This is a genomic window from Rhizobium sp. CSW-27 (genome assembly GCF_018760785.1).
Lineage (GTDB): Bacteria > Pseudomonadota > Alphaproteobacteria > Rhizobiales > Rhizobiaceae > Neorhizobium.
Genome location: NZ_JAHHZO010000001.1, coordinates 627,393 through 653,984 on the forward strand (window position 1 = coordinate 627,393; position 26,592 = coordinate 653,984).

Annotated in this window: 26 protein-coding genes; 11 read left to right on the forward strand and 15 right to left on the reverse strand. The window is 65.3% G+C overall.

Features of this window, described 5'->3' with window-relative positions; genetic code table 11:
- Positions 1–31 precede the first annotated feature (31 nt).
- Both KLP42_RS03170 and moaB read left to right on the forward strand, forming a co-directional pair.
- Positions 32–907, forward strand: coding sequence for a 4-(cytidine 5'-diphospho)-2-C-methyl-D-erythritol kinase (locus KLP42_RS03170; protein WP_215564713.1), 876 nt, complete (start codon positions 32–34; stop codon positions 905–907).
- Positions 908–910: 3 nt separating this feature from the next.
- Positions 911–1,462 (forward strand): molybdenum cofactor biosynthesis protein B, encoded by a 552-nt coding sequence (gene moaB, locus KLP42_RS03175; protein ID WP_215564714.1) that lies wholly within the window; start codon positions 911–913, stop codon positions 1,460–1,462.
- Between the two features lie 106 nt (positions 1,463–1,568).
- On the opposite strand, the gene KLP42_RS03180 is transcribed toward moaB, so the two are convergent.
- Positions 1,569–2,081 (reverse strand): glycosyl transferase, encoded by a 513-nt coding sequence (locus KLP42_RS03180; protein ID WP_215564715.1) that lies wholly within the window; start codon positions 2,079–2,081, stop codon positions 1,569–1,571.
- Between the two features lie 131 nt (positions 2,082–2,212).
- Here KLP42_RS03180 and KLP42_RS03185 point away from each other — a divergent pair, with 131 nt between their 5' ends.
- Both KLP42_RS03185 and rnhB read left to right on the forward strand, forming a co-directional pair.
- Positions 2,213–3,370, forward strand: a complete 1,158-nt coding sequence (locus KLP42_RS03185; RefSeq protein WP_215564716.1) for a PA0069 family radical SAM protein — start codon at positions 2,213–2,215, stop codon at positions 3,368–3,370.
- A 360-nt stretch (positions 3,371–3,730) separates the two neighbouring features.
- Positions 3,731–4,384, forward strand: a complete 654-nt coding sequence (gene rnhB / locus KLP42_RS03190) for a ribonuclease HII (RefSeq protein ID WP_215564717.1) — start codon at positions 3,731–3,733, stop codon at positions 4,382–4,384.
- Between the two features lie 351 nt (positions 4,385–4,735).
- Here the strand turns inward: rnhB and KLP42_RS03195 are convergent, their stop codons facing one another.
- From KLP42_RS03195 to KLP42_RS03245, 11 genes are all read right to left on the reverse strand, one after another.
- The gene (locus tag KLP42_RS03195) at positions 4,736–5,221 is read right to left on the reverse strand and encodes a F0F1 ATP synthase subunit B (RefSeq protein WP_215564718.1); all 486 of its coding nucleotides are present in this window, start codon (positions 5,219–5,221) and stop codon (positions 4,736–4,738) included.
- Positions 5,222–5,227: 6 nt separating this feature from the next.
- Complete coding sequence (locus tag KLP42_RS03200) at positions 5,228–5,836, reverse strand: F0F1 ATP synthase subunit B (protein ID WP_215564825.1); 609 nt, start codon at positions 5,834–5,836, stop codon at positions 5,228–5,230.
- Between the two features lie 87 nt (positions 5,837–5,923).
- Complete coding sequence (locus KLP42_RS03205) at positions 5,924–6,151, reverse strand: F0F1 ATP synthase subunit C (protein ID WP_010026583.1); 228 nt, start codon at positions 6,149–6,151, stop codon at positions 5,924–5,926.
- 66 nt (positions 6,152–6,217) lie between these two features.
- The gene (locus KLP42_RS03210) at positions 6,218–6,970 is read right to left on the reverse strand and encodes a F0F1 ATP synthase subunit A (RefSeq protein ID WP_215564719.1); all 753 of its coding nucleotides are present in this window, start codon (positions 6,968–6,970) and stop codon (positions 6,218–6,220) included.
- A 77-nt stretch (positions 6,971–7,047) separates the two neighbouring features.
- Entirely contained in the window at positions 7,048–7,398 is a 351-nt protein-coding gene (locus tag KLP42_RS03215; RefSeq protein ID WP_215564720.1) for an AtpZ/AtpI family protein, read from the reverse strand.
- Between the two features lie 227 nt (positions 7,399–7,625).
- Complete coding sequence (locus KLP42_RS03220; protein ID WP_502941256.1) at positions 7,626–8,798, reverse strand: cell wall hydrolase; 1,173 nt, start codon at positions 8,796–8,798, stop codon at positions 7,626–7,628.
- Between the two features lie 128 nt (positions 8,799–8,926).
- Complete coding sequence (locus tag KLP42_RS03225) at positions 8,927–10,816, reverse strand: potassium transporter Kup (protein ID WP_215564827.1); 1,890 nt, start codon at positions 10,814–10,816, stop codon at positions 8,927–8,929.
- A gap of 37 nt (positions 10,817–10,853) precedes the next feature.
- Positions 10,854–11,828 carry a magnesium transporter CorA family protein gene (locus KLP42_RS03230; protein ID WP_215564721.1) on the reverse strand — a complete coding sequence of 325 codons (975 nt, stop codon included), beginning with the start codon at positions 11,826–11,828 and terminating at the stop codon, positions 10,854–10,856.
- A gap of 138 nt (positions 11,829–11,966) precedes the next feature.
- Complete coding sequence (locus tag KLP42_RS03235) at positions 11,967–13,148, reverse strand: Mrp/NBP35 family ATP-binding protein (protein ID WP_215564722.1); 1,182 nt, start codon at positions 13,146–13,148, stop codon at positions 11,967–11,969.
- A gap of 386 nt (positions 13,149–13,534) precedes the next feature.
- A complete protein-coding gene (locus KLP42_RS03240) occupies positions 13,535–14,266 on the reverse strand; it encodes a helix-turn-helix transcriptional regulator (protein ID WP_215564723.1) in 732 nt (243 codons plus the stop codon).
- 203 nt (positions 14,267–14,469) lie between these two features.
- Positions 14,470–15,246, reverse strand: coding sequence for an IclR family transcriptional regulator (locus tag KLP42_RS03245; protein WP_353844797.1), 777 nt, complete (start codon positions 15,244–15,246; stop codon positions 14,470–14,472).
- 194 nt (positions 15,247–15,440) lie between these two features.
- Here KLP42_RS03245 and KLP42_RS03250 point away from each other — a divergent pair, with 194 nt between their 5' ends.
- The 5 genes from KLP42_RS03250 (at position 15,441) to KLP42_RS03270 (ending at position 19,519) form a co-directional block, all read left to right on the forward strand.
- On the forward strand, positions 15,441–16,226 hold the full coding sequence (locus KLP42_RS03250) for an SDR family NAD(P)-dependent oxidoreductase (protein WP_215564725.1): 786 nt from the start codon (positions 15,441–15,443) through the stop codon (positions 16,224–16,226).
- Positions 16,226–17,164: a 2-dehydro-3-deoxygalactonokinase gene (locus KLP42_RS03255; protein WP_215564726.1), complete on the forward strand. Its 939-nt coding sequence runs from the start codon at positions 16,226–16,228 to the stop codon at positions 17,162–17,164. Before KLP42_RS03250 ends, KLP42_RS03255 begins: the two co-directional genes overlap by 1 nt.
- A complete protein-coding gene (locus KLP42_RS03260) occupies positions 17,161–17,799 on the forward strand; it encodes a 2-dehydro-3-deoxy-6-phosphogalactonate aldolase (protein ID WP_215564727.1) in 639 nt (212 codons plus the stop codon). Before KLP42_RS03255 ends, KLP42_RS03260 begins: the two co-directional genes overlap by 4 nt.
- On the forward strand, positions 17,796–18,680 hold the full coding sequence (locus KLP42_RS03265) for an SMP-30/gluconolactonase/LRE family protein (protein WP_215564728.1): 885 nt from the start codon (positions 17,796–17,798) through the stop codon (positions 18,678–18,680). Before KLP42_RS03260 ends, KLP42_RS03265 begins: the two co-directional genes overlap by 4 nt.
- A 191-nt stretch (positions 18,681–18,871) precedes the next feature.
- The gene (locus KLP42_RS03270; RefSeq protein ID WP_215564729.1) at positions 18,872–19,519 is read left to right on the forward strand and encodes a PRC-barrel domain-containing protein; all 648 of its coding nucleotides are present in this window, start codon (positions 18,872–18,874) and stop codon (positions 19,517–19,519) included.
- A 164-nt stretch (positions 19,520–19,683) separates the two neighbouring features.
- On the opposite strand, the gene KLP42_RS03275 is transcribed toward KLP42_RS03270, so the two are convergent.
- Both KLP42_RS03275 and KLP42_RS03280 read right to left on the reverse strand, forming a co-directional pair.
- Complete coding sequence (locus tag KLP42_RS03275; protein ID WP_215564730.1) at positions 19,684–21,042, reverse strand: putative bifunctional diguanylate cyclase/phosphodiesterase; 1,359 nt, start codon at positions 21,040–21,042, stop codon at positions 19,684–19,686.
- A gap of 147 nt (positions 21,043–21,189) precedes the next feature.
- Positions 21,190–22,869 (reverse strand): response regulator, encoded by a 1,680-nt coding sequence (locus tag KLP42_RS03280; protein WP_215564731.1) that lies wholly within the window; start codon positions 22,867–22,869, stop codon positions 21,190–21,192.
- A 310-nt stretch (positions 22,870–23,179) separates the two neighbouring features.
- Here KLP42_RS03280 and mutL point away from each other — a divergent pair, with 310 nt between their 5' ends.
- Both mutL and KLP42_RS03290 read left to right on the forward strand, forming a co-directional pair.
- Positions 23,180–25,096: a DNA mismatch repair endonuclease MutL gene (gene mutL / locus KLP42_RS03285; protein ID WP_215564732.1), complete on the forward strand. Its 1,917-nt coding sequence runs from the start codon at positions 23,180–23,182 to the stop codon at positions 25,094–25,096.
- Between the two features lie 117 nt (positions 25,097–25,213).
- Positions 25,214–25,447 carry a DUF2093 domain-containing protein gene (locus tag KLP42_RS03290; RefSeq protein ID WP_215564733.1) on the forward strand — a complete coding sequence of 78 codons (234 nt, stop codon included), beginning with the start codon at positions 25,214–25,216 and terminating at the stop codon, positions 25,445–25,447.
- Between the two features lie 42 nt (positions 25,448–25,489).
- Here the strand turns inward: KLP42_RS03290 and lpxK are convergent, their stop codons facing one another.
- Positions 25,490–26,536 (reverse strand): tetraacyldisaccharide 4'-kinase, encoded by a 1,047-nt coding sequence (gene lpxK, locus KLP42_RS03295; protein WP_215564734.1) that lies wholly within the window; start codon positions 26,534–26,536, stop codon positions 25,490–25,492.
- Positions 26,537–26,592: the final 56 nt, after the last annotated feature.

The following is a 26,592-nucleotide window of genomic DNA, read 5'->3' on the forward strand; positions in this document are numbered from 1 at the left end:
TGCCCGGCGGATGCAGTGAAACACTGACGCAATGACGGGCAGCATCCGCGAAACGGCGCCGGCCAAGATCAATCTGGCGCTGCATGTGACCGGTCGCCGGGCAGACGGCTATCATCTGCTCGACAGCCTCGTGACCTTTGCCGGCGATGGCGACAGCCTGGAGCTTGCCCCGGCATCGCAGGACGGATTTCGCGTCACCGGCCGGTTCGGCGCCCTGCTCGGCGACGGACAGGACAATCTGGTCGTGCGGGCGCGCGACCTGTTGCGGTCCGCCGTTCTGGCGGCCGGCCATGCGGCCCCGCCGGTTGAAATCAGTCTCGACAAGGCGCTGCCGGTCGCTTCCGGAATCGGCGGCGGCTCGGCCGATGCGGCCGCCACGTTGCGCGGCCTCGCCCGCCTCTGGGGCGTGACCCTGCCGCAGGGGCAGATGCAGGCCCTTGCGCTTTCTCTGGGTGCGGACGTGCCGATGTGCCTCGCCAGCCGCCCTGTCCTGGCGCGCGGCATCGGCGAGGAACTGACGCCCGTTGCGGCCCTGCCGGCCCTGGCGCTCGTGCTGGTCAATCCGCTCGTCTCGGTTTCGACACCGGACATCTTCCGCCGGCTGGAGACGCGCGACAACCCGCCGATGACGGCGCTGCCCGCGACGCGACAGGCAGACTGGACGGCCTATCTGCGCGCCCAGCGCAACGATCTGGAGCCACCGGCGCGGGCGCTGGTCGACGAAATCGCCGCCGTGTCGACGGCACTCGCATCAGGCGGGGCCGAGCTCGTGCGCATGTCCGGCTCCGGAGCCACCTGCTTCGGCCTCTTTGCTTCGCCGCACGCCGCCGCAGAAGCAGCGGCCCGGCTGACGGAACAGCACCCGCTCTGGTATGTTCAGGCAACAACCACCATTGCAGGGGAGTGACCGATGAGCCGTCTCGATGAAAGCCGCCCCTTCATTCCGGTCGGCATTGCCGTTCTCACCGTCTCCGATACGCGCACGCTGGCCGACGACCGCTCCGGCGACACGCTGGTGGCCCGCATTGCCGAGGCAGGGCACCGGCTGGTGACGCGCGCCATCGTGCCGGATGACCGCGAGGCCATCTTCGAAACGGTGCGCAACTGGACGCTGGCGGACGAGATCGACGTGGTGATCACCACAGGCGGCACCGGCTTTACCGGCCGGGATGTGACGCCGGAAGCGCTGGAACCGCTGTTCGAAAAGCGGATGGACGGTTTTTCCGCGGTGTTTCACCGCATGTCCTACGACAAGATCGGCACCTCGACCATACAGTCGCGCGCCACGGGCGGCGTGGCAAACGCCACCTTCATCTTCGTGCTGCCAGGCTCCCCCGGTGCCTGCAAGGATGCCTGGGACGGCATCCTGAAGGCCCAGCTCGACTATCGCCACATGCCCTGCAACTTCGTGGAAATCATGCCGCGGCTGGACGAACACCTGCGGCGCAGCGGCAAGGCCTAGAACTTCGCGGGCAGACGCCGGGGCCATACTTTCGACAGGCGACACGAGGCGAAAAGCCCGGCGTCCGGCCGCTTCGGCATGACGCCGTCCTCTCCGGGAGAATTCATCAGCGCGCTGCCCAGGCCGGCACCATTTCGCTCACAAGCCGGTAGGCTCTCGTCTGGCTCCTGGCCAGATCCGCCAGCCCCATGCCGGCGCGGGCGCGGCCGACGGCTTCCGCCTTGTGCACGACAAGCCCATGCTCCAGCGGCGCCGGGCGCGACACCAGCCGCGAGACCAGCGAGCGTCGGTGATTGCGCGACGGCGAAAAGCGCGCCGCCTGCCGGTTCAGCGCGATATGTTCGGCCACCTCGTCGATCCAGCCGACCTGCGGGCGCGCGCCGGGCTCGATCAGCAGCAGCCATTCGCCACGCGTCGCACGCAACACCTCATCAAGGCGCCAGTCCACATGGAAACGGCAGCCGGCCGCATCGGCCACCCGCGACGAGGCATCCTGCGAGCCACGATCGAGCACGCTGACATCGCTGACAAGCCCCTCCACGGCTCCCGCAACCAGCACGGACAGGGTCTGTGCCAGCTCGGTTTCCTGGTCTTGGCATTCCATCAGAACACTCAGCATGTCTCCTGCTTTATCGCATTGCAGCAGGAATTGCCACAAAGCTGTCACATCGAATTTGTTCTTGCAATGTTCTCATTTCTGTCCTAGGAATGGAAGCACGGTGATCGATGGATCGGCCGCAGGAGTTTCCCATGAACGAGCTGTCCCATTTGCGGCAGGACGCACTTGCGCCTGCCCACACGGCGGATATTGCCGATGCCCTGGTGCAATCCTCGGGCCTGAGGATCGACATCGACCGGCGGCGTGGACGCGGCGCGGCGCTGAACCCCGGCGGCCGTTTCGAGACCGAACGGCGGGAGGTCTTCGATGACGGCTGGCAGACGCTGGAGGAGCTTGAGCCCTTCCGCACGGAAGTGCAGGTGGAAAAGCCGCGCACCATCATCACCCGCAACGAGTCGCCGGACATTCCGTTCGACCGGTCGGTCAATCCCTATCGCGGTTGTGAACACGGCTGCATCTATTGCTTCGCGCGCCCCACCCACAGCTATATGGGTCTTTCGGCCGGCCTCGATTTCGAGGCAAAGCTGTTTGCCAAGCCGGATGCACCGAAGCTGCTGGAACGGGAACTTGCCCGACAGGATTACAAGGTCCGCACGATCGCCATCGGCACCAATACCGATCCCTACCAGCCGATCGAGCGTGAATGGCGGGTGATGCGCCAGATGCTGGAAGTGCTGGCCAAGGCCAATCATCCGGTGATGATCGTGACGAAATCGGCGCTGGTGACGCGCGACATCGACATTCTTTCCGAGATGGCGGCCAGGGGTCTCGTCAAGGTGGGGATTTCGGTGACGACGCTCGACCGCAAGCTGGCCCGCAGCATGGAACCGCGCGCCGCCACGCCCACGCGGCGGCTGGAGGCGATCCGGCAGCTGACCGAGGCCGGCATTCCGACCGGCGTTCTGGTGGCACCGGTCATTCCGGCACTCAACGACCACGAGATCGAGCGCATCCTGGATGCCGCAAGGGCGGCGGGCGCGACGGAAGCGAGCTACGTGCTGCTGCGGTTGCCGCTGGAGGTGAGCCCCCTCTTCCGCGACTGGCTGCTGCGCAACTATCCGGACCGCTATCGGCATGTGATGTCGCTGGTGCGCTCCATGCGCGGGGGCAAGGATTACGACGCCGAGTTCGGCAAGCGCATGAAGGGGGCCGGCCCCTATGCCTGGCAGATTTCGCGCCGCTTCGAACTGGCGACCAAGCGGCTTGGGCTCGGCCGTCGCGGCATGTCGCTGCGCGACGACCTGTTCGTGCCGCCGGCGGGCGGCGGCGTGCAACTGTCTCTGCTCTGAGATTGACCTTATGCGCCGCATCAGACGCGGCAGGCAGGGAATGTCGTCGGGGCAGGTGTCATTGGTCGAGGCGGCGCGGCTGTGTCGCACGAAGCCGTCTGCCACCGCAGTGCCTCGGCGGAAAAGGGGCCGGGCGGCGGCCGACGCAGCGATCTGATGCCGGGGGGCGTCCTCCGGAATGACATGAAGCGGCGCGATCTATGATGGCCGCATCAGGACAGAAAAGTCTTCGGCACGGTCCACCGCCTCACCCGTGCCGGAACACCCCGGCCCGCCTTCCCCTGGCGGTACAGGCGTTGCCGCATTAAGCGCCTTGCCGGGGCTTGCAGGGGATCGGGTGTGCGTGCGAGTTTCCGCCGCATGTTACAGAGCACGCCACCCGATTCTCCCGGCCTCTTCGATGAGGTTCCACTCGTTCCCGATTTCAGCCTGGAGCTTGCCGCGCGCAAGGCCGGCCACTGGCCGGTAGCGGGCACCGATGAGGCAGGCCGGGGGCCGCTCGCCGGTCCGGTGGTGGCTGCGGCCGTCATTCTCGACCCCGACCGCATCCCCGAGGGGCTGAACGATTCCAAGCAACTGTCGCTGAAGGCGCGTGAGCGCCTCTATGCGGAGATCATGGCAACCGCGCATGTGGCCATCGCTTCTTCCGGACCCCGGCACATCGACGAGAAGAACATTCTGCGAGCGAGCCTCGATGCCATGCGCCGTGCGGTGCTGTCGCTGCCGGTGGCGCCGGCCCTGGTGCTTTCCGATGGCCGCGACGTGCCGCCCGGCATCGCCTGCCCCGGCCGCGCCGTCATCAAGGGCGATTCCCGCTCGCTGTCGATTGCCGCAGCCTCGATCATCGCCAAGGTGATGCGCGACCGGATGATGGAACGTGCCGACAAACTCTACCCCGCCTATGGCTTTGCCGGCCATGCCGGCTATGGCACCGCCAAGCATCGCGCCGCTATTGAAAGCGAAGGCCCCTGCCCGCTGCACCGGATGAGTTTTCGGCCGCTGCGGCGCGACTGACGCCATTCAGCCTTGCCAGCTCCGCCGACGCCTGCGCGCCTGCAAGCCCCTCCGACATACCTGCCGGGCCGTCCAGAGGCCGTTGCACATGGCCCGTGCTGCTGGCGGCAGAGCGCCCCGCTCCGTGGGCAACGTCCTTACCGGCCGCAGACAGCCGGACCGGGACTGTCCACAACGCCTGCCCTTGCCGCCGCGCCCGCGCAGCCTCGACGCAAGAAAGCTGTTGGCCGATGGCCGATCCGGCCGAAGAGCGAAGCGGTGCCTTTCCTTGTTCCGCACAAACGCAAGAAGCCGGACCAAAGGCCCGGCTTCGAAAGCAAGCTGTCAGGCAGGCGCGGCGCCCCTTTGCCGTCAGTTGAGGCGCGTCTTCACCTGGCCGATCGACTTTTCGAAGAGCGACTGCTGGGTGGCGGCGTCCGCCTTGGCGGCGATGACCTGCTGTGCAGCGGCAATCGCCAGATCGACGGCAGCCGAGCGCACGGCACCGATGGCATCGGCTTCGGCCTGACGGATCTTCTGTTCGGACAGCGCGTTGCGGCGTGCGACGAATTCCTCGGTCTTCTGCCGTGCTTCCTCGGTGAGGGCAGCAGCTTCACGCTCGGCGACAGCCACGATATGGGCGGCTTCCGCTTCGGCTTCCTTGCGCTTGCGCTGGTATTCGGCCAGCAGCGCCTGGGCTTCCTCGCGCAGGCGCTTGGCCTGCTCCAGTTCGTCGCGGATATTGTCGGCGCGCTTGTCGAGAGCCTCGGCAATCATGCCCGGCACCTTGAGATAGGCGATCAGGGCAAGGAAGAGAACGAGGCCGACAAAGGCGAAAAATGTTGCGTCAAATGCCATGGACGATCACGCCTCCAGCTTGGCGGCAGCAACTGCCGCCTTCACGTCTTCCGGGGTTGCCTTGGCGCCGATCAACTGATCGACGATCGCGGCAGCGGTCTCCTCGGCAATGGTGCCGACCTCGGCGAAGGCGCGCGCCTTGATGTCCGAAATGCGGGCTTCCGCCGCAGACAGCTTGGACGAGAGTTCCGCCTCGATCGCCGCGCGATCGGCGGCAGCCTTGGTCTTGGCCGCGTCGCGCGCCTGATCGGCAATGCTGCCGGCCTTGGCGCGGGCAGCCGCGAGTTCCTTTTCATAGGTCTCGACGGCAGCGTCGGCTTCCGCCTTCAGGCGCGAGGCCTCGTCGAGGTCCTGGGCGATCCGGTCGTGGCGGTGCTCGAGAATGCCGCCAACGCGCGGCACGATCACCTTCTGCATGACCAGATAGAAGAGCCCGAAGGTGATGACCAGCCACAGAAGCTGCGACGGATAGGTGGACTGGTCAAACGGCGGAAACACGCCGGTACCATGTTCGCCATGTGCAACGCCGGTTTCCGTGTGCACGTTGCCAGCTGCTCCATGGGTTTCGCCATTGGCCGGCGCGCCGTCCTGCGCGAATGCCGGTGTCACGAACATCATCACCTCCAGGGGTATTCAATACAAAGGATCACGGCACGCTGTTTGAAAAAACCCACGGCCGTGATCCAATACGGTTGCCGGTTATCAGACGGCGAACAGCAGGAGGAGAGCTACGAGCAGCGAGAAGATGCCCAGAGCTTCCGTAACGGCGAAGCCGAATACCAGACGGCCGAACTGGCTGTCAGCGGCAGACGGGTTGCGCAGAGCGCCGGAAAGGTAGTTGCCGAAGATGTTGCCGAGGCCGAGAGCCGTGCCGGCCATGCCAAAGCAAGCCAGACCTGCACCGATGAACTTTGCTGCTTCCGCTTCCATGTGAATGCTCCTTCGAATGGGTTGTTGCGGCGGATGACTGACGCTTCAATACGCCAATGTCGCTCCTCAGTGGCCGCCCGGATGGACCGCGTCGTTGAGGTACATGCAAGTCAGCACCGCAAAGACGTAGGCCTGCAGGAAGGCTACGAGGAATTCGAGACCGGTCAGAGCGACCGTCATGATCAGGGGCAGGATCGCGCCACCGATTCCGAGTGCGCCAAGGGCTCCGAGCGATACGACGAAGCCGGAGAAGACCTTGAGCGTGATGTGTCCCGCCAGCATGTTGGCGAAAAGACGAACCGACAGCGAGATCGGACGGGACAGGAAACTAATGATTTCGATGGCGACCACCAGAGGCAGAAGCACGCCCGGAACGCCGCTCGGAACGAACACGTTCAGGAAATGCAGGCCATGCTTGTAGAAGCCGTAGACGATAACCGTGCCGATGACGAACAGCGCCAGCGCAAAGGTGACGATGATCTGGCTGGTCACGGTGAAGAAATAGGGGAACATGCCGAGCAGGTTCGCCGTCAGCACGAACATGAACAGCGAGAAGACCATCGGGAAGAACTTCATCCCGTGGCTGCCCGCCCCTTCACGCAGCATGGAGGCGATGAATTCGTAGGACATTTCCGCGACGGACTGCATGCGCGACGGAATAAGGCCGCGGTTCGCCGTGGAAAAATACAGGAAGCCGGCGGCGCAGGCCACCGTGGCAACCATGAACAGCGAGGCATTGGTGAACGAGAAGTCCATGCCACCGATCTCAATCGGCACGATCTTCGAGATCTGGAACTGATGGGTCGGATCGTTAGACACCGCTCTACCTTCTTTCTTCCTTGCACCCGCCACAATCGGCAGATTAACTCACCACGTCGATTTACCGATCGCCCCGGCTACCGATCGCCCTTGTCGTCGCCTGGCCGGAGAGGTCCCGGCTGGGCGACAACGCCCAGGCTCCGCATGACGTTCAGCACTCCGGCACAGAAACCGAGAAGAAGAAGAATGATCATCCCCCACGGCGTCGTCCCGGCAAAACGGTCGACCACATAGCCGAGCACAGCCCCAACGGCGATGGCCGCGATGAATTCGGATGAAATCTTCAGCCCGAGCGCCATGCCTTTGCGGCTCTCCTCGGACCTGCTTTCCTTCGCCTTCCCCGCTGCCTCGCCCTTTGCCCTTTCCGCCAGTTTGGCGGAAAGATCCTTGCGACGCTGCTCCAGACTGTCGTTGCGGTCTCCGGTCATGCATCCCCCTGGCCTTGCCTGCCCTGACCGAAAGATCAAAGCCTCTCTCGAAGCCCGGGAAATAGCGCCTTCCGGCCCGTTTCGAAGTCGCGCGCACCATAGTTTTGCGCGCACCCATAGTCAAGGCGTCAAAAGACGCTCATCCAGAACAAATTAATCACGGATTTTCAATCGTTTAAGTCACAACCGGATCGAGTCGCGATCCGTTGTTGAGGGAATCACACATTTCAGCTCCAGCCGCCGCCATGGGTGCGGTAGAAAACATGCAGTCCGATGCGCCCGACCTTTTCCATGCTTCGCGCCCAGCCGGGCCGCACATAGACAGCGTGATAATGGGTGGCGGACCCCACCTGCGGCAGCCATATCTTGCCGGCGGTGACCGCGATCGCCACCTCGCGCGCCGTCTGCCAGTGCTCGCGTGAGCGCACGCGGTCGCGGATGTTGTCGCAGGCGAAGGAAAACTGGCAGCGGTTACGCCAGTCCTTGTTCTGGTAGACGACGCCGCAGATCGTGTCGGGATAGCTCGGATTGCGCACCCGGTTGAGGATGACCTGGGCAACCGCCGCCTGCCCCTTCACCGATTCCCCGCGCGCCTCGAAATAGATGCCGGAGGCAAGACACTGCTGCTCGCGCGCGCTGAACGCATCGGCCGGCAGCACGGCAGCGGCCCAGGCGTGATCGTCCGGCCCGATCTCCGGCACGAAGCGCCCCTCCTCGCCGCCCTTGCCGAGCAGCGCGTCGAAGGGCGAACGTTCCGGCTTGCCGGTCGCGGCGGGCGCATAGGCGCTTGCCAGAATATCGCCGCCGGGATTGGTGACGAGGCGCGCCACCATTGGCGACAGGCCGAGGTCGAGGCGGCGCGGCTTCGGCCGGTGGAATTCGAAAGAGGCCACCTGCACGGCGGCAACGGCCGGCGGCCGGGCGGAAAAGGCAACGCGCTCGGCGGCACCGGCAGGAGGCGCAAGCAAAGAACTGCTGCGCTGGAGAATGGAGCCAGCGGTGAAATCCTTCGGCGGCTGCATGGGCTCGACGGCAATCACGCGGCCGCGCTTTTCGGCCCGATTCACCCGGTCTTCGTCGGGCGTCAGGCCGGATGTGTCGCGCGGGGCCGAAAAAGCGATCCTGCGTCCGTCCGGCAATTGCATGCCGGCGCCCGCAACCATCCGCTCCTCGCCCTTCGGAAAGGCAAGCTCGGCCACGTGGAGCGAACCCGCCGGAGAATCGGTCAGCACCATGCGCCACTGGCTGCCGGGATGGGCAGCGCCCGCCAGAAGTCCCGAAAGATCGGCCTGCGCCGGCAGCGAGGGAAGCAGGAGCCAGGCAGCCAGACCGAAAACGGTCGGCGGCGCCCACCGGTCCATCAGGGACGAGGTCGGCTTTTTCGATCGCTTCTGACGCACACCGCAACTCCAACGCACAATCTTCGAATGCGCGAAGGATCTAATATTAACCTAAATGGAGGGTTAACGCGGCGGTCGCTGCAGGACCCGGCCGACGCCGATCCCGCAGCGACCTGGCCCGAAACGCGTCAGATGATGACGTGCGAGCCGAGTTCCACCACACGGTTGGCCGGAAGATGGAAATAGTCTGACGGATCGGAGGCGGCATTGGCCAGCGCGATAAACAGCCTGTCCTGCCACATCGGCATGCCGGATTCCGCATCCGGCACAAGCTTGCGCCGGCCCAGATAGAAGGAGGTGGCCATGATGTCGAACTTGAAGCCACATTTGCGCAGATAGGCGAGCGCCTGCGATACGTTCTGCGACTGCATGAAGCCGAAGCGCAGTTCGATCAGCACGAAACGCTCCGACATCTTCTCCACGTGGAAGCAGTGCTCCTGCGAGACCCGCGGCTTGTTCACCGTGCGGATGGTCAGGATGACATTCTTCTCGTGCAGCACGTGGTTGTGCTTGAGATTGTGCATCAGCGCGGCCGGAGCCGATTCCGGATCGCTGGTCAGGAAGATCGCCGTGCCCGGCACGCTGACCGGCGCATTAGGGCTCTTGCTCTCGATAGATTTCTCGATCGATTCGGCAAAGGTGGTCAGCGGAACATCGGTGCGCTTCATCTTCTCGGCCAGAATGTCCGTGCCGCGTCGCCAGGTCCACATGATCACGGTAAAGGCGGCCGCCAGCAGCACCGGCACATAGCCACCGTCATGGATCTTCAGCAGATTGGCGCCGAAAAACACCAGTTCCAGCGCCAGCAGCGGCGCCAGCGCAAGCGCGGCCACGCCGCGCGGCCAGTGCCAGCGGGCACGCACGAATTCGAAGGCCATCAGCGTGGTGACGACCATGGCGCCGGTGACGGAGATGCCGTAGGCAGTGGCCAGCGCATCGGAACTTTCGAAGCCCAGCACCAGCGCCAGCACGCCGATCAACAGCAGCATGTTGACGCCCGGCAGGAAGATCTGCCCGGTATTGGTTTCCGAGGTGAAGAGGATTTCCATGCGCGGCAGATAGCCGAGATGGATCGCCTGGCGCACCAGCGAGAAGGCGCCGGTGATCACAGCCTGGCTGGCGATGATGGTGGCGGCGGTGGCCAGCAGCACGACCGGGATCAGCGCCCAGCTGGGAAACATCAGGAAGAAGGGATTGTCCATCGCCTCCGGATGCCTCAGCACCAGCGCCCCCTGCCCCAGATAGTTGAGCGTAAGCGCCGGGAAGACCAGCACGAACCAGGCCCACTGGATCGGGCGTCGCCCGAAATGGCCGAGATCGGCATAAAGTGCCTCGGCCCCGGTCACCGTCAGGAAGACGGCGCCCAGCACCACGAAGCCGACGAAGCGTTCCTGCAGCAGGAAGGTGACGGCATGCACCGGGTTGAAGGCCCAGAGGATGCTGAGGTCGTCGGAGATGTGGGCAATGCCGCCGGCGCCCATCACCAGAAACCAGATGGCGGTGATCGGGCCGAAGAAGCGGGCAACCATACCCGTTCCATGCGACTGGATGGCAAAGAGCGCGATCAGGATGACGATGGAGATCGGCAGCACCGCCTCGTCCAGCGCCGGCGTGATGAGCTTGACGCCCTCCACCGCCGAAAGCACGGAGAGCGCCGGCGTGATCATCGCATCGCCCATGAACAGCGCCGCGCCGACCAGGCCGAGCATCATCAGCACCGCCCTGTTGCCGCCGGCCGTCTTCATCAGCATGGCGAGAAGCGAAAGCGTGCCGCCCTCGCCGTGGTTGTCGGCCCTCAGCAGGAAGAGCACGTACTTGAGGGTGACGATGATCGTCAGCGTCCAGATCATCAGCGAGATGATGCCGATGACTTCGGCCTGGGTCACGCCATCGCCGGCCACCGGCCGCAAAGCCTCGCGAAAGGCATAGAGCGGGCTGGTGCCGATATCGCCATAGACAACGCCGACCGAGCCCAGCGCCACCATCAGGAAGTGTTTCAGGCTCTTGTCGTGCGACATATGTTCGTCAGCTGCGTGTGACATCCGGTTTTCTGGCCTAGAGCCAGCCTTTCCAGCGGAAAAAGAAGAACGGCACCAGAGCCGAGACCAGCATGGCCAGCAGAGCCCAGGGATAGCCGAAGGTCCAGTCGAGTTCCGGCATGAGATGAAAATTCATGCCGTAGATCGAAGCCACGAGCGTCGGCGGCAAAAAGACCACCGAGGCAATGGAGAAGATCTTGATGATGGCATTCTGCTCGACATTGATGAGCCCGAGCGAGGCATCGAGCAGGAAGGCGATGTTGCCGGCAACGAAGGCTGCATGTTCCGACAGCGTTGCGACGTCGCGCGCCACCGTGCCGCAAAGGCCGGAGACCTCGCTGTCTGAGGCAATCGCCGGCGCGTTCATCAGGAAGGACAGAAGGCGGGAGAGCGAACCCAGGCTGTCCCGCACCTTGCCCACCAGGCGGTGGGAGGCGGCGATATCGGCAAGCTTGGTCTCGAGAAACTGCGGCGGCCGGCGCTTGTCGCGCCCGCGAAAGATGTCGCTCGACAGCGCATCGACGCGCGCCACCAGGGTTTCGAGGATTTCGGCGGTGCGGTCGGCAATGGTTTCGATCAGGTGGGAGAGCAGCAAAGGGGCGCTCTTCAGCATCTCCGGCGTGCGGGTCAGCGAGGTCGTGAACAGGCTGAAGGAGCGCGGCTCGGCATAACGCACCGTGACCATGCGGTTTGCCGCCAGAATGAAGGCGACATCGGTCAGTTGCGCTTCATCGGTATCAACCCGCCAGACCAGCGAGGCGGTCATGAAAAGGGCATTGTTTTCCGCATAGAGTCGGCTGGACGGCTCGATGTCCTTCAATTCGTCGCGCGTCGGCACGGAGATGCCGAGAAGCTGCTCGACATGGCGCTCCTCTTCGCGCGTCGGGTTGAGGAGGTCGATCCAGGTGATGTCGTCGGACAATGGCATGACGGGCACGGCCGAGGCCGGCACCGAGAGGGAGCCATTGGAGGAACCATAGGCATTGATCAATGCGACGTCTCCGTGCCGGCGCCCCTCTTCCGGCACAATTGAACGTTAGGGCCAGTCTGCAGTTCCCTCGTCCCAGGCGAGACGCGCCTATAAGACCAGCCACAGCTTAATGCAAGTCGAACGAAGAACCGATAACGTTCACTCAAAAATGATGGCGGGCGCCGAACGCTGCGTTCTGCCGGTCAATTGCTGCCAGACACGCCCGGCAATATCCCTGTAGATTGCGGCCGACGCACCGTCCGGGTCGGAAACGACCACCGGCGTTCCGGCATCGGAGCGCTCGCGGATATCCATAGTCAGCGGCACCTCGCCGAGGAAGGGAACGCCGATGCGCTCGGCCTCGGCCTTTGCTCCGCCATGGCCGAAGATATCGTAGCGTGTGCCGGTGTCGGGGGCGAGGAAGTAGCTCATGTTCTCGACGATGCCGAGCAGCGGAACCTCCACCTTGCGGAACATGGCAATGCCCTTGCGCGCATCGATAAGCGCGAGATCCTGTGGCGTGGACACGATCACCGCGCCGGCCAGCGGCACCTGCTGGGCCATGGTCAGCTGCGCATCGCCGGTGCCGGGCGGCATGTCGACCACCAGCACGTCGAGATCGCCCCAGGCCACTTCGCGCAGCATCTGCAGGATCGCCGACTGCACCATCGGACCGCGCCAGATCATGGCGGCTTCCTCTTCCACCAGGAAGCCCATCGACATGGCCTTCAGGCCGTAATTCTCCATAGGCACGATGATGCGGTTTTCGATCTGCTGCGGGCGGCCGGAAATCTTCAGAAGGCGAGGCACCGAAGGACCGTAGATATCGGCATCCAGCAGGCCGACCTTCAGACCATTGGCCATCATGGCGAGCGCGAGATTGACGGCGGTGGTGGATTTTCCGACGCCGCCCTTGCCCGATGCCACTGCGATGATGGCGCCGACGCCGGGGACGCCGGCCTTCTGCGGACGTGCGGGGGGCGCTGGCTGGCCGGGCGCCCTTGCCTGCGGCGCGTGCGAATGCCCCGCATGGGCGCCATGATCGTGGGCGGGCGCCTGCTGTGGCGGGCGGGCGGGAGCAGCCTGCGCCTTGCGATCGGCCGTCAGCGTCACGAGCGCGCCCTTGACGCCGGCGATGGCGGTGACGGAGCGTTCGGCCGCCATGCGCAGCGGCTCCAGCTCGCGTGCCCGTTCGGCAGGCACGGTGATCGAGAAATAGACCTTGCCATCGGCGATAAAGACATCGGACACCATGTTGAGCGAGACGATGTCGCCCTCCAGATCCGGCCCGCGCACACGGCGCAGCGCCTGGATCACCATGTCCTTCGTCACATCGGCCATCGAGAACTCCCAGAGTTGTTGCCGAGGCCCTGCCATGCGGCATGCGGCCTCTCCTGTCACGCGCCGGCCCGCGAAGAGCGGGGCCGCTGTCGCGCTGGCTCGGTCTTATAGGTGGTGCATCCGGGTGGGGGCAACAAGTATTAAGCCGCCGTCCGGGACGTGCGGCGATCTGACGACGCGCAATGCCCGGACGACGGCTCTTTCTTGGGCGCGTCTCTTGGGACGCTTTTTCAGTCCCCTCTGGACCTGCAAAAGAAGATGCAGGATGCGTGCCAGATGCGGAAGATCCGATAAACTACCGGATTTTCGGTGGCGATCCGCTCAGGCGGCTTCGCAACTGCAAAAAACTTGAGCGCCGCTCACGAAACCGGCAGAAAAACTGCCTGTCACTTGATCAGGCCGGTGCGCAAGGCCTTGGCGACCGCCTGCGTGCGGTTCACGGCATCGAGCTTCTTGGTGGCGCGGTTGAGGTAGTGATTGACCGTATGCTCGGAGAGTTCGAGAATATCGGCGATCTCGGCGCTGGTCTTGCCGGCAGCGGTCCAGTTGAGGCAATCGATTTCCCGCTCGCTCAGGTGGTCGCTGACACGCACATCGATGTCGCGGATTTCCGCCAGCCCCTGGTAGACATGCACCGACAGATACATAAGTTCCACCATCTGCTGCACCGTGAACATCACCCCATCGCCGCAGAAAGAGACGCAGCCGCGCTTTCCGGACGAATCATGCACCGGAAAATACACGCCACTGGTCAGGCCGAAGCGCTGGAAGAGCTCGAAGGACACCATGTCGCCGCGCTGGCGGGCGATATCGGCCATCGAATAGGTGAAGGGCAGCGTTGAACCGCGCAGGCGCTGCAGAATCGGGCTCGACTGCAGCAGGCTTGCCTGATCGAAATGCGACAGCAGTTCCGAGGGCCAGTTGGTGATGATCGTGTTGCCGGACAGTTCCAGCGTGGTCATCGACGGTAGCTCGCAGACCATGAAGGCGCGGCAGCCATTGCTTTCGGTGACCCGGCGCATGAAACGGAAAATGTCGAATTGAGTCTTGAAAGACTTCAGTTCTGCCACAAGGGCGGCCACGGAATAGGTGGCATCAAAGCTTTCGGTCTTATCCATTGTTCATGACAATCTTGGTTAGAAGGCCTCAGAAGCCGGCATTGGCCGTATTTCCGAGTGACAGCGCACCGGCAGCAATCAGACCGGTCTTGCGTGGTGCCATCATGGCCGCAATCATCACGACAGAATCATGCCACGATCCGAGAGTTTTGACAAACACTCAATTCCGGTCGGGCAAAGAAAAGCGCCTGCTAAAACAGCGATCAGCGACGCGGACCAAGTCGCTGCGAAGCATCCTGAACAATAGCACGCGCCGCGGCACAGACATTCACCGACCAGGCCTGCAACTGATCCATATCCGCGCGGAAGGCCGGGGCGGTGACCGAGATGCCGCCAAGGATATTTGCCTCCGGAACGAGGATGGCGGCGGCCACGCAGCGGATGCCCGGCTGATGTTCCTCCAGATCGAAGGCATGGCCGCGGGCACGGATCGCCTCGATCTCCGACAGCAGCGCGTCTGCATCCCTCAGCGTCGCCGGCGTGAAGGGCTGGAAGACGAGATGCGATGCCAGCGCCGCCAGCCGCTCGCCCGGCAGGCAGGCAAGCGCTGCCTTTCCGACGCCCGTGCAATAGACCGGCGCGGCATTGCCGACCTGCGAATGCATGCGCACCGCCTGCCGGCTTTCGATCTTGTCGAGATAGACGATCTCGCCCTCGCGCAGCAGGCCGAGATGCACGGTCTCGCCGGTCAGGTCGTGCAGATGCTTCAGATGCGGCTCGGCCACCTGACGGAACGAATGACGCGACCAGGCCCGTGAGGCAAACTGCAGCAGGCGCAGGCCCGGCGTATAGCCGCCATCCGGCCCGAGTTCCACCAGACCTTCCATGGCAAGATGCCGCAGTTGCCGGTGCAGGCTGCCGCGCGGCTGGCCGCTGAGCGCCAGAAGATCGGTGAACCTCGGCGGCACATCGGCCCGCGCGATCAGATCGAGCAGGGCGATCGCCTTGCCGAGCGTGCCCGTGCCGGCATCCTTGTCCACGTCCCTACCCGCGTCCTTGTCCGTTTCCGATGCGTCCGATTGCGCACCCGTGACCTGCTTCTGGTTCACCCCGTGCTCCCGACATGGCCGCATGCCGCCCTGAATGGCGACGGTGCTTGACAGTCTTTCCCGATTATACTCTTTATTCCAGATAGTCAAACTCAGTTCCAAATAGCGGAACATCGAGGATCATCATGGACACTGACGCACAGCTGAAACCGGCCTTCCGCTTTGCCGACCTGGAAGACCGGGCGGTGCTGGTCACCGGCGGCGGCTCGGGCATAGGCGCGGCCTTCACCGAGGCCTTCGCCCGCCAGGGCGCACGTGTCGCCTTTGTGGACATTGCCCGCGACCAGAGCCTTGCGCTGGTCGCGGGCCTGGAGGGGAAGACCCGTCATCCCGTGCATTATATCGAGGCGGATCTCGCCCGGGTATCGCAGATCCGGGCGGCTGTGGCGGAGGCCGCCGAGCGGATGGGCGGCATCGGCGTTCTCGTCAACAATGCCGCGCTCGACGACCGCCACGAATTTCTGGAGGTCACGGAAGACTACTGGGACCGCAACCAGGCCATCAACCTGAAGCAGATGTTCTTCTGCGCCCAGGCGGCCGCGCCGCATCTGATGGCCGATGGTCGCGGTGCGATCGTCAACCTGTCCTCGATCTCCTTCCTGCTCAACATGGGCGGACTGCCGAGCTACACCACCGCCAAGGCCGGCATTCTGGGCCTGACGAAGAGCCTTGCCGGACGCCTCGGCCCGGACGGCGTCCGCGTCAACGCGCTGTTGCCCGGCATGATCGTCACCGAACGGCAGAAGGCGCTCTGGCTGACCGATGACAGCATCGCCGCCATGATCGACCGCCAGTGTCTGAAGCGCAGCCTGACCGCCATCGACATGGTCGGCCCCTGTCTTTTTCTGGCCTCCTCGGCATCGGCCGGCATGAGCGCCCAATGGATCACCGTAGATGGAGGAACACTCTGATGGCTGACGCAGCCTATATCGCCGTCGACTGGGGCACGACCAGCTTCCGGCTCTGGCTCATGGATGGCGAACACCGGGTGCTGGCCGAACGGCGCAGCGGCGAAGGCATGACCACAGCCGCCGAAACGGGGTTTGCCACGGTGCTCGCCGCGCATCTTGCCGCCGTGTCCGCCGGGCCGGATCTTCCCGTCATCATCTGCGGCATGGCCGGCGCCCGCCAGGGCTGGGTGGAGGCCGGCTATGCCGATGCGCCCGCATCGCTTGCCACCGTTCTGGAAGGCGCCGTGCGCGTGCCCGGCGAAACCCGCGACATCCGCATCCTGCCCGGCATCGCCCAGCGCACCGAGGCGGCGCCCGACGTGATGCGCGGCGAGGAAACCCAGCTGCTCGGCGCGCTGGGCCCCGCCTCTGCCGGCAAGGCGCTCGTCTGCATGCCCGGCACCCATTCGAAATGGGTGAATGTGGAAGACAGCCGCGTGACCAGCTTCGCCTCCTTCATGACCGGCGAACTCTTTGACGTGATCACGAAGCATTCGATCCTGAAGCATGCGGTGGCGGGTGCGGAAGCCTTCGACGCCAGCCACCCGGCCTTCCAGGCCGCCGTCGTCAAGGCCGCGGCCGAGCCGGCGCTGCTGACAAGCCTGATCTTCACCGCCCGTTCCGGCCAGCTGCTGCACGGGCTCGATGCCACCGGCGCCGCCGCGCGCCTGTCCGGCACGCTGATCGGCGTGGAAATCGCCGGCGGCCTGCATGTAGCCGGCCAGCGCCCGGATCTGGTGCGGCTTGTCGCCTCCGGCCGTCTGCAGGGCCTCTACGAGGGGGCCCTTGCCGCCCTTGGCCTTGCCTTCGAGACGATCGATGCCGATCTTGCCGTTCGACAGGGACTGGCCGCCGCCGCCCAATCGCTTTTCCTCAGCCATGCAAGGATGCCCGCATGACCCGCATTCCCTTTCCCTCCATGCAGCGGCCGCTGGTCGCCATTCTCCGCGGCATCAAGCCGGAAGAGACGCAAGCCATTGTCGGCGGCCTGATCGAGACCGGCTTCACCGCCATCGAAATTCCGCTGAATTCGCCGGATCCGTTCCGCTCGATCGAGATGGCGGCACGGCTGGCGCCGGCGGATTGCCTGATCGGCGCCGGCACGGTGCTGACCGTCGAGGACGTCGCCGGGCTGGATTCCGCCGGCGGCCGGCTGATGGTGAGCCCGAATGTCGAGCCGGCGGTGATCGAAGCGGCTGCGGCGCGCGGCATGGTGACGCTGCCGGGCTGCTTCACCGCCACGGAAGCGCTGTCTGCCGCCCGCGCCGGCGCAACGGGGCTGAAGTTCTTCCCCGCCAGCGTGCTTGGCCCCTCCGGCATCAATGCGATCCGCGCCGTGCTGCCGAAGGACCTGGTGATCGCCGCCGTGGGTGGTGTCTCCGACAGCAATTTCGAGGAATATGTGAAGGGCGGCATCACCGCCTTCGGCCTGGGCTCCAGCCTCTACAAGGCCGGCATGGGCACGGATGAGGTGCTGCGCCGCGCCCGGGTGACGATCGAGGCCTATGACCGGGCGCTGGAGGCGGCACGATGAGCGAGATCCATCCGTTCAAGGGCAGCATTCTGTCGCGCCACACCTCGGAACTCGGCGAAGGCCCGACCTATGACGCGGCGACCGACACCATCTGGTGGTTCAACATTCTCGGCAGGGAACTGCATGAGCTGAACCTTGCGACGGGCGCGGCGCGCCTGCATGCCCTGCCCTTCAAGGCGAGCGTGCTGGCCCGCATCGATGCCGGCCGCCAGCTGATCGCCAGCGAGCAGGGGCTGCTGATCCGCGACGTTACAAGCGGCGCCTTCACCCCCTATCTGGAGCTAGAACCGGCACATATGGGCAACCGGTCGAATGACGGGCGCGTGCATGCCTGCGGCGCCCTGTGGATCGGCACCATGGGGCTGAAGGCGCAAAACGGCGCCGGCTCGATCTATCATGTGGCAAAGGGCGTGGTGACACGGCTTTTCACCGGCATCAGCATCCCCAATTCCATCTGCTTCTCGCCCGATGGCGCGACGGGCTACTACACCGACACCCGCATCGGCGACATCATGCGCGTACCGCTCGATCCCGCAACCGGCCTGCCGGTGGGCGAGCCTTCGGTCTTTGTGGCGGCAGGCGCCGAAGGCGGGCCGGATGGCTCGGTCTGCGATGCGGAAGGTCATGTCTGGAACGCCCGCTGGGGCGTGGGCGCGGTCGATCGCTATGCGCCGGACGGCCGCCACGTGGCGCGCTACAGCGTGCCCACATCGCGCACCTCCTGCCCGGCCTTTTTCGGCAGGGATGCCGACCGTCTGCTGGTGACGACAGCCCATGAAGGCGCCAGCCCCGAGGAACTGGCGGCCGATCCCCAGGCCGGTTTCCTCTTCGATCTCGGCATCTCCGTGAAAGGCCGTTTCGAGCCCGCCTATATCCTCTGAGGCGACCGACAGACCACGCGCAGCAGGGCGTACCAAACTCGAATCAGGCGAAAACGTTCCGGCGTTTTCGCCTATTTTTTTGGCATATTGCCTCGGAACCAAGTCCGGCAGCGAGCATTCTTCCGTCGAACCGGCGCGACATTCCACCCCGCGCGCCGGAGCAACCCGGATTGAACAAAGGTAGGTTCGTTATGAAGAAGACCCTTGGTACCATGGCAGCCGCTGCCATTCTGATGGCTTCCACCGCCGCTGCACCGGCGCTTGCCCAGACAACGGCTCCCTCGGCAACGCCTGCCGCTCCCGGCGCCCAGACCGACACCACCATGCCGCCGGCCGGCAATGGCGCAGCCACCCCGTCGACCGGTTCGTCCGCCACCGGCACCACGGGCACGACCGGCTCCATGGGCGCCGCCAACACCGGCGCCGGCGCCCAGGATTACCTGACCCAGCAGACGGAAACGCAGATCAGCGCCAACGACTATATCGGCCAGAGCATCTACAATGGTGAAGACAAGAGCATCGGCAATGTCAACGATCTGATTCTCGAGGAAAACGGCGGCATCGTCGCAGCCGTGGTCGGCGTCGGCGGCTTCCTCGGCATCGGCGCAAAGAACGTCGCGGTGCCGATGAGCAAGATCAATGTCAGCCGCGACCCGGAAAACAACAATGTACGGCTGACCACCATGGAAACGGCCGAGTCGCTCAAGGCCGCACCGGAGTTCCGTACGCTGGACGACCAGCAGACCGACAACACCACCACCTCTTCGACCGGTGGCGCCGCCACCACCACGGCCCCGGCCGGTGGAGCCACAACCCCGTCGACGACCTCGCAGCCGTAACGGTCGCAGGGTCCGGAGCGTGGCACGTTCCACCAGACCGGAACAGGACGACAGGGGTGGCGCTGCGGCGCCACCCTTTCTTGTTGCGGGCCGGCGCCCGCAGACGGGCGCCAAGGTCGGATGGCGGGGGCGGCGGATGGCGGGACGGCAGGGACCGGACAGGCTCAGGCGGTTTCCTGGGCGGGCATGAAATCGCGATGATGGGTCTGCAGGTAGCGCAGCGTCGCTGCGGCATCGACCGGGCGGCCATAGTAATAGCCCTGCCCCATGGCGCAGCCGAGCGTCTTCAGCTTCTCCGCATCCGCCCATTCCTCGATCCCTTCGGCCACCACCTGCAGGTCGAGCCCATCGCACATGGCAATGATCGCCTTGACGATATGCTCGGAAGCACGATCGGTGGTGATGCGGGAAATGAAGGCGCGGTCGATCTTCACCTTGTCGAAGGTGAAATCACGCAGCCGTCCGAGGCTCGACTGGCCGGTGCCGAAATCGTCCAGCGAGATGCGCACGCCCGACTGGCGCAACTCGGCAATGATCCGCTCGGCGGTATCGGCCGAGGTCATCACGGCCGTTTCGGTGATTTCCAGCTCGAGGCGGGCGGGATCGAGCCCGACACGGCCGAGCGTGGCGAGGATGGTGGCCGCCGTGCCCGGATCCATCAGCTGCGCCGAGGACAGATTGAACGACAGGAACAGCTCGCGCGGCCACGAGAGCGCCGCCTCCGCCGCCTTGCGCAGCAGGGTATCCGACAGGGCATCGATGAAGCCGCGCTCTTCGGCGAGCGGCACGAAGACCGCCGGCGATACGAAGCCGAGATCCGCATCGTTCCAGCGCGCCAGCGCCTCGAACCCCACCACGGAGGCATCGCGAATGCGAACGATCGGCTGGAAATGCACCTCCACCGAATCGGCGATGATGGCGTTGCGCAGTGCCTGCTCCAGCTGTGTGGAACGTTTCATCTCCTGGGCGATCTCGCGGGAATAGACGGTGATCTGGCCCCGCCCGCGGCGCTTGGAACGATAAAGCGCCGTCTCGGCGCTCTTCAGCAGTTCCTCGAATTCCTCGCCGGCGAAAGGATAGACGGCAAAGCCGAACGAGGCAGACAGCCGCACATTGCGATCGCCGAGATCGTAAGGCGCCGACAGAACCTCCTTGATCATCTGGCCGAGACGTTCGGCGCTGGTCTTTTCGAAGACCAGTGGCAGCAGGAAGGCGAATTCGTCGCCGTCATGACGGGTGACGGTGGCGCCATCGGGAATGCAGGCCTTCAGGCGATGCGCCACCTGGCAGAGAATGTCGTCGCCCGCCTGTGAGCCAAAGAGATCATTGATCGGCTTGAAGCCATCCAGGTTGACGATGCCGATGGTGAAGGGCGCGGGGTCGTCGGCGCGTTCGGCGGCAATCAGGCGCACCTTGTCGCGCAGCCGGTAGCGATTGCCGAGGCCCGTCAGCGGATCGCGATAGGCCATGGCCTGCAATTCGTTCTGGCTGACCTGCGGCACCGGACGGCCGGCCGTTTTCATCACGCGCTCCACGCATTTCAGGTTTTTGCGCAGAATGCTGCCGAAAGATTAACAAAACCATAGCATTGATCAGCATACGACGCCCGGCTGCCGTGCATCCGCCCCCATGCACCCGCCTCCGGTGCATCGGAGTCGGCAGATCCGCGCTCAGCGCGAATCGCCGCGCCGGCGCGGTTCGCCGTCCCGCGTGCCGAGGAAGCGACGGAACTTTTCCTCCAGCGCATCCGGGCTCAGCGGCTTCAGAACCACATCGTCCATTCCGGCCGCCCAGCAGGCATCGCGGTCGCCTTCCACCGCAGGCGTCAGAACGCCGATGATCGGGGTCCGTTCGCCGCCGCTCTCGCTCTCGCGGATGCAGGATGCCGCCTCGAAGCCGTTCAGCATCGGCAGCGTGATGTCCATCAGCACGATGCGCGGCTTCATCTCCCGCCACAGGCGCACGGCCTCTTCCCCATCGGAAGCAATGGCATATCGATAGCCGAAACCTTCGAGGATCTGGGCAAACACGATCTGGTTGACCTCGTTGTCCTCCGCAACCAGCACGTCGATGGCCGCGACCGAGGCGATCTGCCAGTCGTCCTCGTCCGCCTTGCGCGCCGCCGGCAGGGCACGCGGCCGCAGCAGGCGACGCTGCACGGCGGCCAGAAGTTCCCGCTCCACCTGGAAGGCTTCCAGCACCAGCACGTCAATGCCGGAGGCTTCCGCCTCTTCCAGGCAGCCGATGTCCATGGCGGAATCGACGACGACGAGATCGATCACCACCTGCCGTTCGCGGGCGATGTCGAGAATGCCGCGCAGTTCGCGCAGATCGCGCGCCGCCGTCGCGTCGAAGCCGGCACGCAGAAGCAGCGCCACACCATCCGCCTCCACCTTGCCGTCGTCGGTGACGATCAGCACGCGGCGGCTGCCGGAACGCTCCGCCGGCACGGCGGCCGGCCACTCGGTCCGGTCCAGGCGCATGTCGGAATGCACGAAGTCCACGCCCTCAAGCCCGGTAAAGGTCCATTCGGGCTGCTCGCCGGTCGAGAGAACCTCGGCAATGTCCTCCATCGCGGTGACGACGAAATAGCGGCCGGGCTTTCCGGCCCTGAGCTTGCGGGTCAGCATGGCGGTGCGGCTGCCATCCGGACGGATCACCTGTTCGCTGATGCTGAAGGGAACCCCGGTCTCCAGCACCTGGCGGTTGGCCTGGTCGATGCGGGCGGCGAGTTCCGGCGGGTGAATGTCGTCGCTCTTTCGCCCCAGGATCTCGTCGGCGCAAAGGCTGTAAAGAGAACAGGTGGCCTTGTTGACCGCGACATAGGTGAAGTTGCGGTCCATCACCATGATCGGGAACGGCAGGTTGTCGAGAATGTCCTCGGTGATCTGCACCCGCTCCAGGTCGGAGCGCCACTGGTCCTCGCGCTTCTTGTGTTCGGAAACGTCTCGGAACAGGCACAGGCCATAGCCGGAGGGCGTGCGCCGCTTGCTGAGGCTCATCCAGCGGTCGAGCGCCCGCCGCTCCACGGTTTCGGATCGCTCGCGCCAGAGGCTGGCGATCTCGCTGGTGATCCATTCCTCGCGCCCCATCGGCGGGTGGCGCAGACGCCCGGTCAGATCGGGAAAATAACCGCCATGGTCGTAGACGATCGACAGGAAATCCCTGAGCCGCGTGCCGGGCGCCGGAACCAGCGGCAGGGCCGGCAGGAAGGTGCGCAGCTGGGCGCTGGCGAACACGATGGTGTCGTCGCGATCATAGATCAGCACGGCCCCGGAAACCGCCTCCGCGAGAAGGTCGAGCAGCGCCGGCTGCATCAGCCCATCCGGATGCGCGCCCTCGCCCGTCATCGCGGGGCCTTCCGTCTCGTGCGGGTGGCTCCCGCCGCCGGGAGCCGGCTGTCGATCCGTAACGGTCGCATCATCTCGCTTCCTGTTTCCCGCCTTCGCCTGCGGCGGGGCCTTCAGAACGCCGTGCCGGCAATTGCGCAAAGTCGCGAATCTGCCGGTCACCATGTCGTTGTGAAGCAATATCGGCTTCCTGTTAAGTTGCTCTTAACGCTAGCGGAAAAGGTCGCGCAGCAGCAACCGTGCGACGCAAGCCGGTGCACAACGGCAGACGGGGCTTTCCTTGCGACACCGAATCCCCGACAATGGTGGCATGCCCGTCAAACAGTTGCCCGAAACGCTGATCAACCAGATAGCCGCCGGCGAGGTGATCGAACGCCCCGCCAGTGCCGCCAAGGAGCTGATCGAAAACGCCATCGATGCCGGCGCCACCCGGGTGGAGATCGCCACGGCCGGCGGCGGCAAGAGCCTGATCCGCATCACCGACAATGGTTGCGGCATGGATGCCGCCGATCTGGACCTTGCCGTGCGCCGTCATTGCACTTCGAAGATCTCCGAGACGCTGGACGACATCCGCACGCTCGGCTTTCGCGGCGAGGCCCTGCCCTCGATCGGCTCGGTCGCCAAGCTTTCGATCACCAGCCGCACGGCAGGCGCAGAAACGGGCGTGGAGATTTCCGTCGCCGGCGGACGCCTGACGCCGGCAAGGCCGGCCGCGGCAAACCAGGGCACCGTGGTGGAAGTGCGCGACATCTTCTTTGCAACGCCTGCCCGACTGAAGTTCCTGAAGAGCGAAAGGGCCGAGGCCGGCGCGATCACCGAAGTGGTCAAGCGCATGGCGATCGCCTTCCCGCAGGTGCGCTTCGTGCTTTCCGGCAGCGATCGTTCGACGCTGGAATTTCCCGCCTCCCCCGGCGATCCGCTGGCCCGCATGGCGCAGGTGCTGGGCGCCGAGTTCCGCGACAATGCCATCGAGATTCGTGCGGCGCGCGAGGATGTGACGCTGACCGGCTTTGCCGGGGTGCCGACCTTCAACCGCGGCAATTCCACCCACCAATATGCCTTCGTCAACGGCCGTCCGGTGCAGGACAAGCTGATCCTCTCGGCTATCCGTGGCGCCTATGCGGAAACCATTCCGGCCGGGCGCTATCCGGTCGCGGTGCTGTCGATCACGCTCGATCCGGCGCTGGTGGACGTCAACGTGCATCCGGCCAAGGCGGATGTGCGCTTCCGCGATCCCGGCCTGGTGCGCGGGTTGATCGTTGGTGCACTGCGCGAGGCGCTGGCGCGCGAGGGCGACCGCGCCGCCACCACCGGCGCCAGCGGACTGATGCGCGCCTTCCGCCCCGGCTTCGGCCTGGGGGCCGGTGCCGGTATCGGCTCGGCGTCCGGCGCGGGCGCCGACCAGATGCCCGCAGCAGGCCGAAGCTTCGGCGCGGGCCATGTGCCGCCGCGGCCGGCCAATCTCGGCTGGACGGCGGATACCTCGCCCTACCGGCCGATGGCCATGCCGGCGGGCAATGCGTTCGCCGAACGGCGCCAGTCCGCCTTCGACACGCTGATGACGCCAAGCGCGCGGGCCGATGCCATGCAGGCGCCGGTGCCGGCCGCCGGACAGGCGGACGCCGCCCAGCCGGATCCCGCGATTCGTCACCGGCTCGGCGCGGCACGGGCACAACTGCACGAAAACTACATCGTCGCCCAGACCGAGGACGGGCTGGTGATCGTCGACCAGCACGCGGCCCATGAACGGCTGGTGTTCGAAGCGATGCGCAAGGCGCTGGAGGCGGACCGGCTGCCTTCGCAGGTGCTGCTCATTCCCGACATCATCGACCTGCCGGAAGAGGATTGCGACCGGCTGACCATGCATGCGGCGGAACTGGAAAGGCTGGGACTGGTGATCGAACGCTTCGGCCCCGGTGCCATCGCCGTGCGGGAAACGCCTGCCCTGCTTGGCGAGGTGGATGCGACCGCGATGATCCGCGACCTTGCCGACGAGATCGGCGAATGGAACACGGCGGGCGGGCTGAAGAGCCGGCTGGAGCATGTGGCTGCCACCATGGCCTGCCACGGCTCCGTGCGCTCCGGCCGCAGGCTGCGCCCCGAGGAGATGAACGCGCTGCTGCGCGAGATGGAAGCCACCCCCGGCTCCGGCCAGTGCAACCACGGCCGGCCGACCTATATCGAGCTGAAGCTGAGCGACATCGAGCGGCTGTTCGGCCGCAGCTGAAGCCGGAGGACCGGCTCGTTCCGCATCGCCCCGCGCATCATTGCGTGCGATTTCCGGGATGCGGTTTCAAGACCGATGCTGTAGAGCAGGACCATGATATTTCGCAGGAGACGAGTGATGAACCGATTCGAAGGGGGTGGAAACCGCGAGGCCAGGATCCGGTACCTCGATGGCGATTACCAGATCCTGACGGCAGGTTCCCATGTTCCCTGCGCCATCACCGGTGTTGCCATTCCCGTCGATGAGCTGCGCTACTGGAGCGTGGCGCGACAGGAAGCCTATGCAGATTGCGCCGCCTCCCTGGAAGCCGACAAGCGCGCCGGCATTCTGCCCAACCAGTCGCGCGGCTGAGCCGCCGGCAAGACCGCGCCGCCTGCGGCCGACCGGCTTCATTCACTGTGCCTGTTCCCGCGCCTGCTCCACCAGACGCCGGCGGCAATGGGCGATCGCCTCCTCGATCATCAGCGCGGGCGCGTGCGGATCGTCGAAAACCATCTCCACCTCCACGATGCGGACAAGCGACAGCAGGCGTTCGGCAGGTCCGCCGCGACCGGCAAGCCGTACGGCATCCTTGGCCGTGGTGACCGGCAGCAGCCGCTCCCGCTCTGCCTGTCCGAGCAGGCCGAGGATCTCGTCGTCGGTAAAGGGATGATGGTCCGGGAAGGAGCGCTCCACCGCCACCTCGCCGCCGATCGCCGCCACCGTGCGGTAGAATTTCGAGGGATCGGCAATGCCTGCAAAGGCCAGAACGCGCGCGCCGGCAATCGCCGGGTCGGGACGCGCCACGAGGCTTGCGAGACGCACCGGCTTGCCCGCGCGCGCTGCCCGGCGCACGACGGGATCGGCCGCCTCCCCCTCACCCACCTTCAGCAGGGCGGACATCTGCCGCATCTGTTCGGAAAGCGGGGCCCGCAGCGGACCGGCCGGCACCAGGTGGCCGTTGCCGATGCCGCGGCGGGCGTCGATCACCACCAGCGCGAAGTCGAGCATCAGGCGGGCGCTCTGGAAGCCGTCATCCATGATGATGAAATCGCATCCTTCCGCTGCCAGCCGTTCGGCTCCATCCACCCGTCGACGGGAAATCACGGTCATCGCCTCGCGGGCCAGAAGCAGCGGCTCATCGCCCACCGCATCGGCTCCATGACGGGCCGGATCGACCAGCGTGGTGGCCTTCAGGCGTCCGCCATAGCCACGGCTGAGAAAGCCGGGCGTCAGGCCCCGTGCTCTGGCTGCGCGGGCAATCGCAACGGCCGTCGGCGTCTTGCCGGCACCGCCCACGGTGAAATTTCCGACACAAAACACCGGCACCGGCACGCAGGGCCGCATGGCTTTTGCCATGCGATTGCCAGCGATGCGGCCATAGAGAAGGGAGACCGGCCAGAGGCCAAAGGCCCGCCAGTCCGAACGTCTCCACCAGAAGGCAGGCGCTTGAGAAACCATGGCTCGTCCTCCTCTGTCTCGGCCGCGCGGCAGGACACGGCGACCGTGCGCGGCAT

Bases quoted from the DNA above. Each gene is read 5' to 3' on its own strand.
- KLP42_RS03170 (WP_215564713.1), top strand. From the start codon at position 32: ATGACGGGCAGCATCCGCGAAACGGCGCCGGCCAAGATCAATCTGGCG.
- KLP42_RS03225 (WP_215564827.1), bottom strand. From the start codon at position 10,816: ATGTCGCACGACAAGAGCCTGAAACACTTCCTGATGGTGGCGCTGGGC.
- KLP42_RS03180 (WP_215564715.1), bottom strand. From the start codon at position 2,081: ATGCTGAGTGTTCTGATGGAATGCCAAGACCAGGAAACCGAGCTGGCA.
- mutL (WP_215564732.1), top strand. From the start codon at position 23,180: ATGCCCGTCAAACAGTTGCCCGAAACGCTGATCAACCAGATAGCCGCC.
- KLP42_RS03240 (WP_215564723.1), bottom strand. From the start codon at position 14,266: ATGGATAAGACCGAAAGCTTTGATGCCACCTATTCCGTGGCCGCCCTT.
- KLP42_RS03260 (WP_215564727.1), top strand. From the start codon at position 17,161: ATGACCCGCATTCCCTTTCCCTCCATGCAGCGGCCGCTGGTCGCCATT.
- lpxK (WP_215564734.1), bottom strand. From the start codon at position 26,536: ATGGTTTCTCAAGCGCCTGCCTTCTGGTGGAGACGTTCGGACTGGCGG.
- KLP42_RS03290 (WP_215564733.1), top strand. From the start codon at position 25,214: ATGAACCGATTCGAAGGGGGTGGAAACCGCGAGGCCAGGATCCGGTAC.
- KLP42_RS03195 (WP_215564718.1), bottom strand. From the start codon at position 5,221: ATGGCATTTGACGCAACATTTTTCGCCTTTGTCGGCCTCGTTCTCTTC.
- KLP42_RS03185 (WP_215564716.1), top strand. From the start codon at position 2,213: ATGAACGAGCTGTCCCATTTGCGGCAGGACGCACTTGCGCCTGCCCAC.
- KLP42_RS03235 (WP_215564722.1), bottom strand. From the start codon at position 13,148: ATGGCCGATGTGACGAAGGACATGGTGATCCAGGCGCTGCGCCGTGTG.
- KLP42_RS03250 (WP_215564725.1), top strand. From the start codon at position 15,441: ATGGACACTGACGCACAGCTGAAACCGGCCTTCCGCTTTGCCGACCTG.
- moaB (WP_215564714.1), top strand. From the start codon at position 911: ATGAGCCGTCTCGATGAAAGCCGCCCCTTCATTCCGGTCGGCATTGCC.
- KLP42_RS03275 (WP_215564730.1), bottom strand. From the start codon at position 21,042: ATGAAAACGGCCGGCCGTCCGGTGCCGCAGGTCAGCCAGAACGAATTG.
- KLP42_RS03205 (WP_010026583.1), bottom strand. From the start codon at position 6,151: ATGGAAGCGGAAGCAGCAAAGTTCATCGGTGCAGGTCTGGCTTGCTTT.
- KLP42_RS03265 (WP_215564728.1), top strand. From the start codon at position 17,796: ATGAGCGAGATCCATCCGTTCAAGGGCAGCATTCTGTCGCGCCACACC.
- rnhB (WP_215564717.1), top strand. From the start codon at position 3,731: ATGTTACAGAGCACGCCACCCGATTCTCCCGGCCTCTTCGATGAGGTT.
- KLP42_RS03270 (WP_215564729.1), top strand. From the start codon at position 18,872: ATGAAGAAGACCCTTGGTACCATGGCAGCCGCTGCCATTCTGATGGCT.
- KLP42_RS03280 (WP_215564731.1), bottom strand. From the start codon at position 22,869: ATGACGGGCGAGGGCGCGCATCCGGATGGGCTGATGCAGCCGGCGCTG.
- KLP42_RS03215 (WP_215564720.1), bottom strand. From the start codon at position 7,398: ATGACCGGAGACCGCAACGACAGTCTGGAGCAGCGTCGCAAGGATCTT.
- KLP42_RS03255 (WP_215564726.1), top strand. From the start codon at position 16,226: ATGGCTGACGCAGCCTATATCGCCGTCGACTGGGGCACGACCAGCTTC.
- KLP42_RS03200 (WP_215564825.1), bottom strand. From the start codon at position 5,836: ATGTTCGTGACACCGGCATTCGCGCAGGACGGCGCGCCGGCCAATGGC.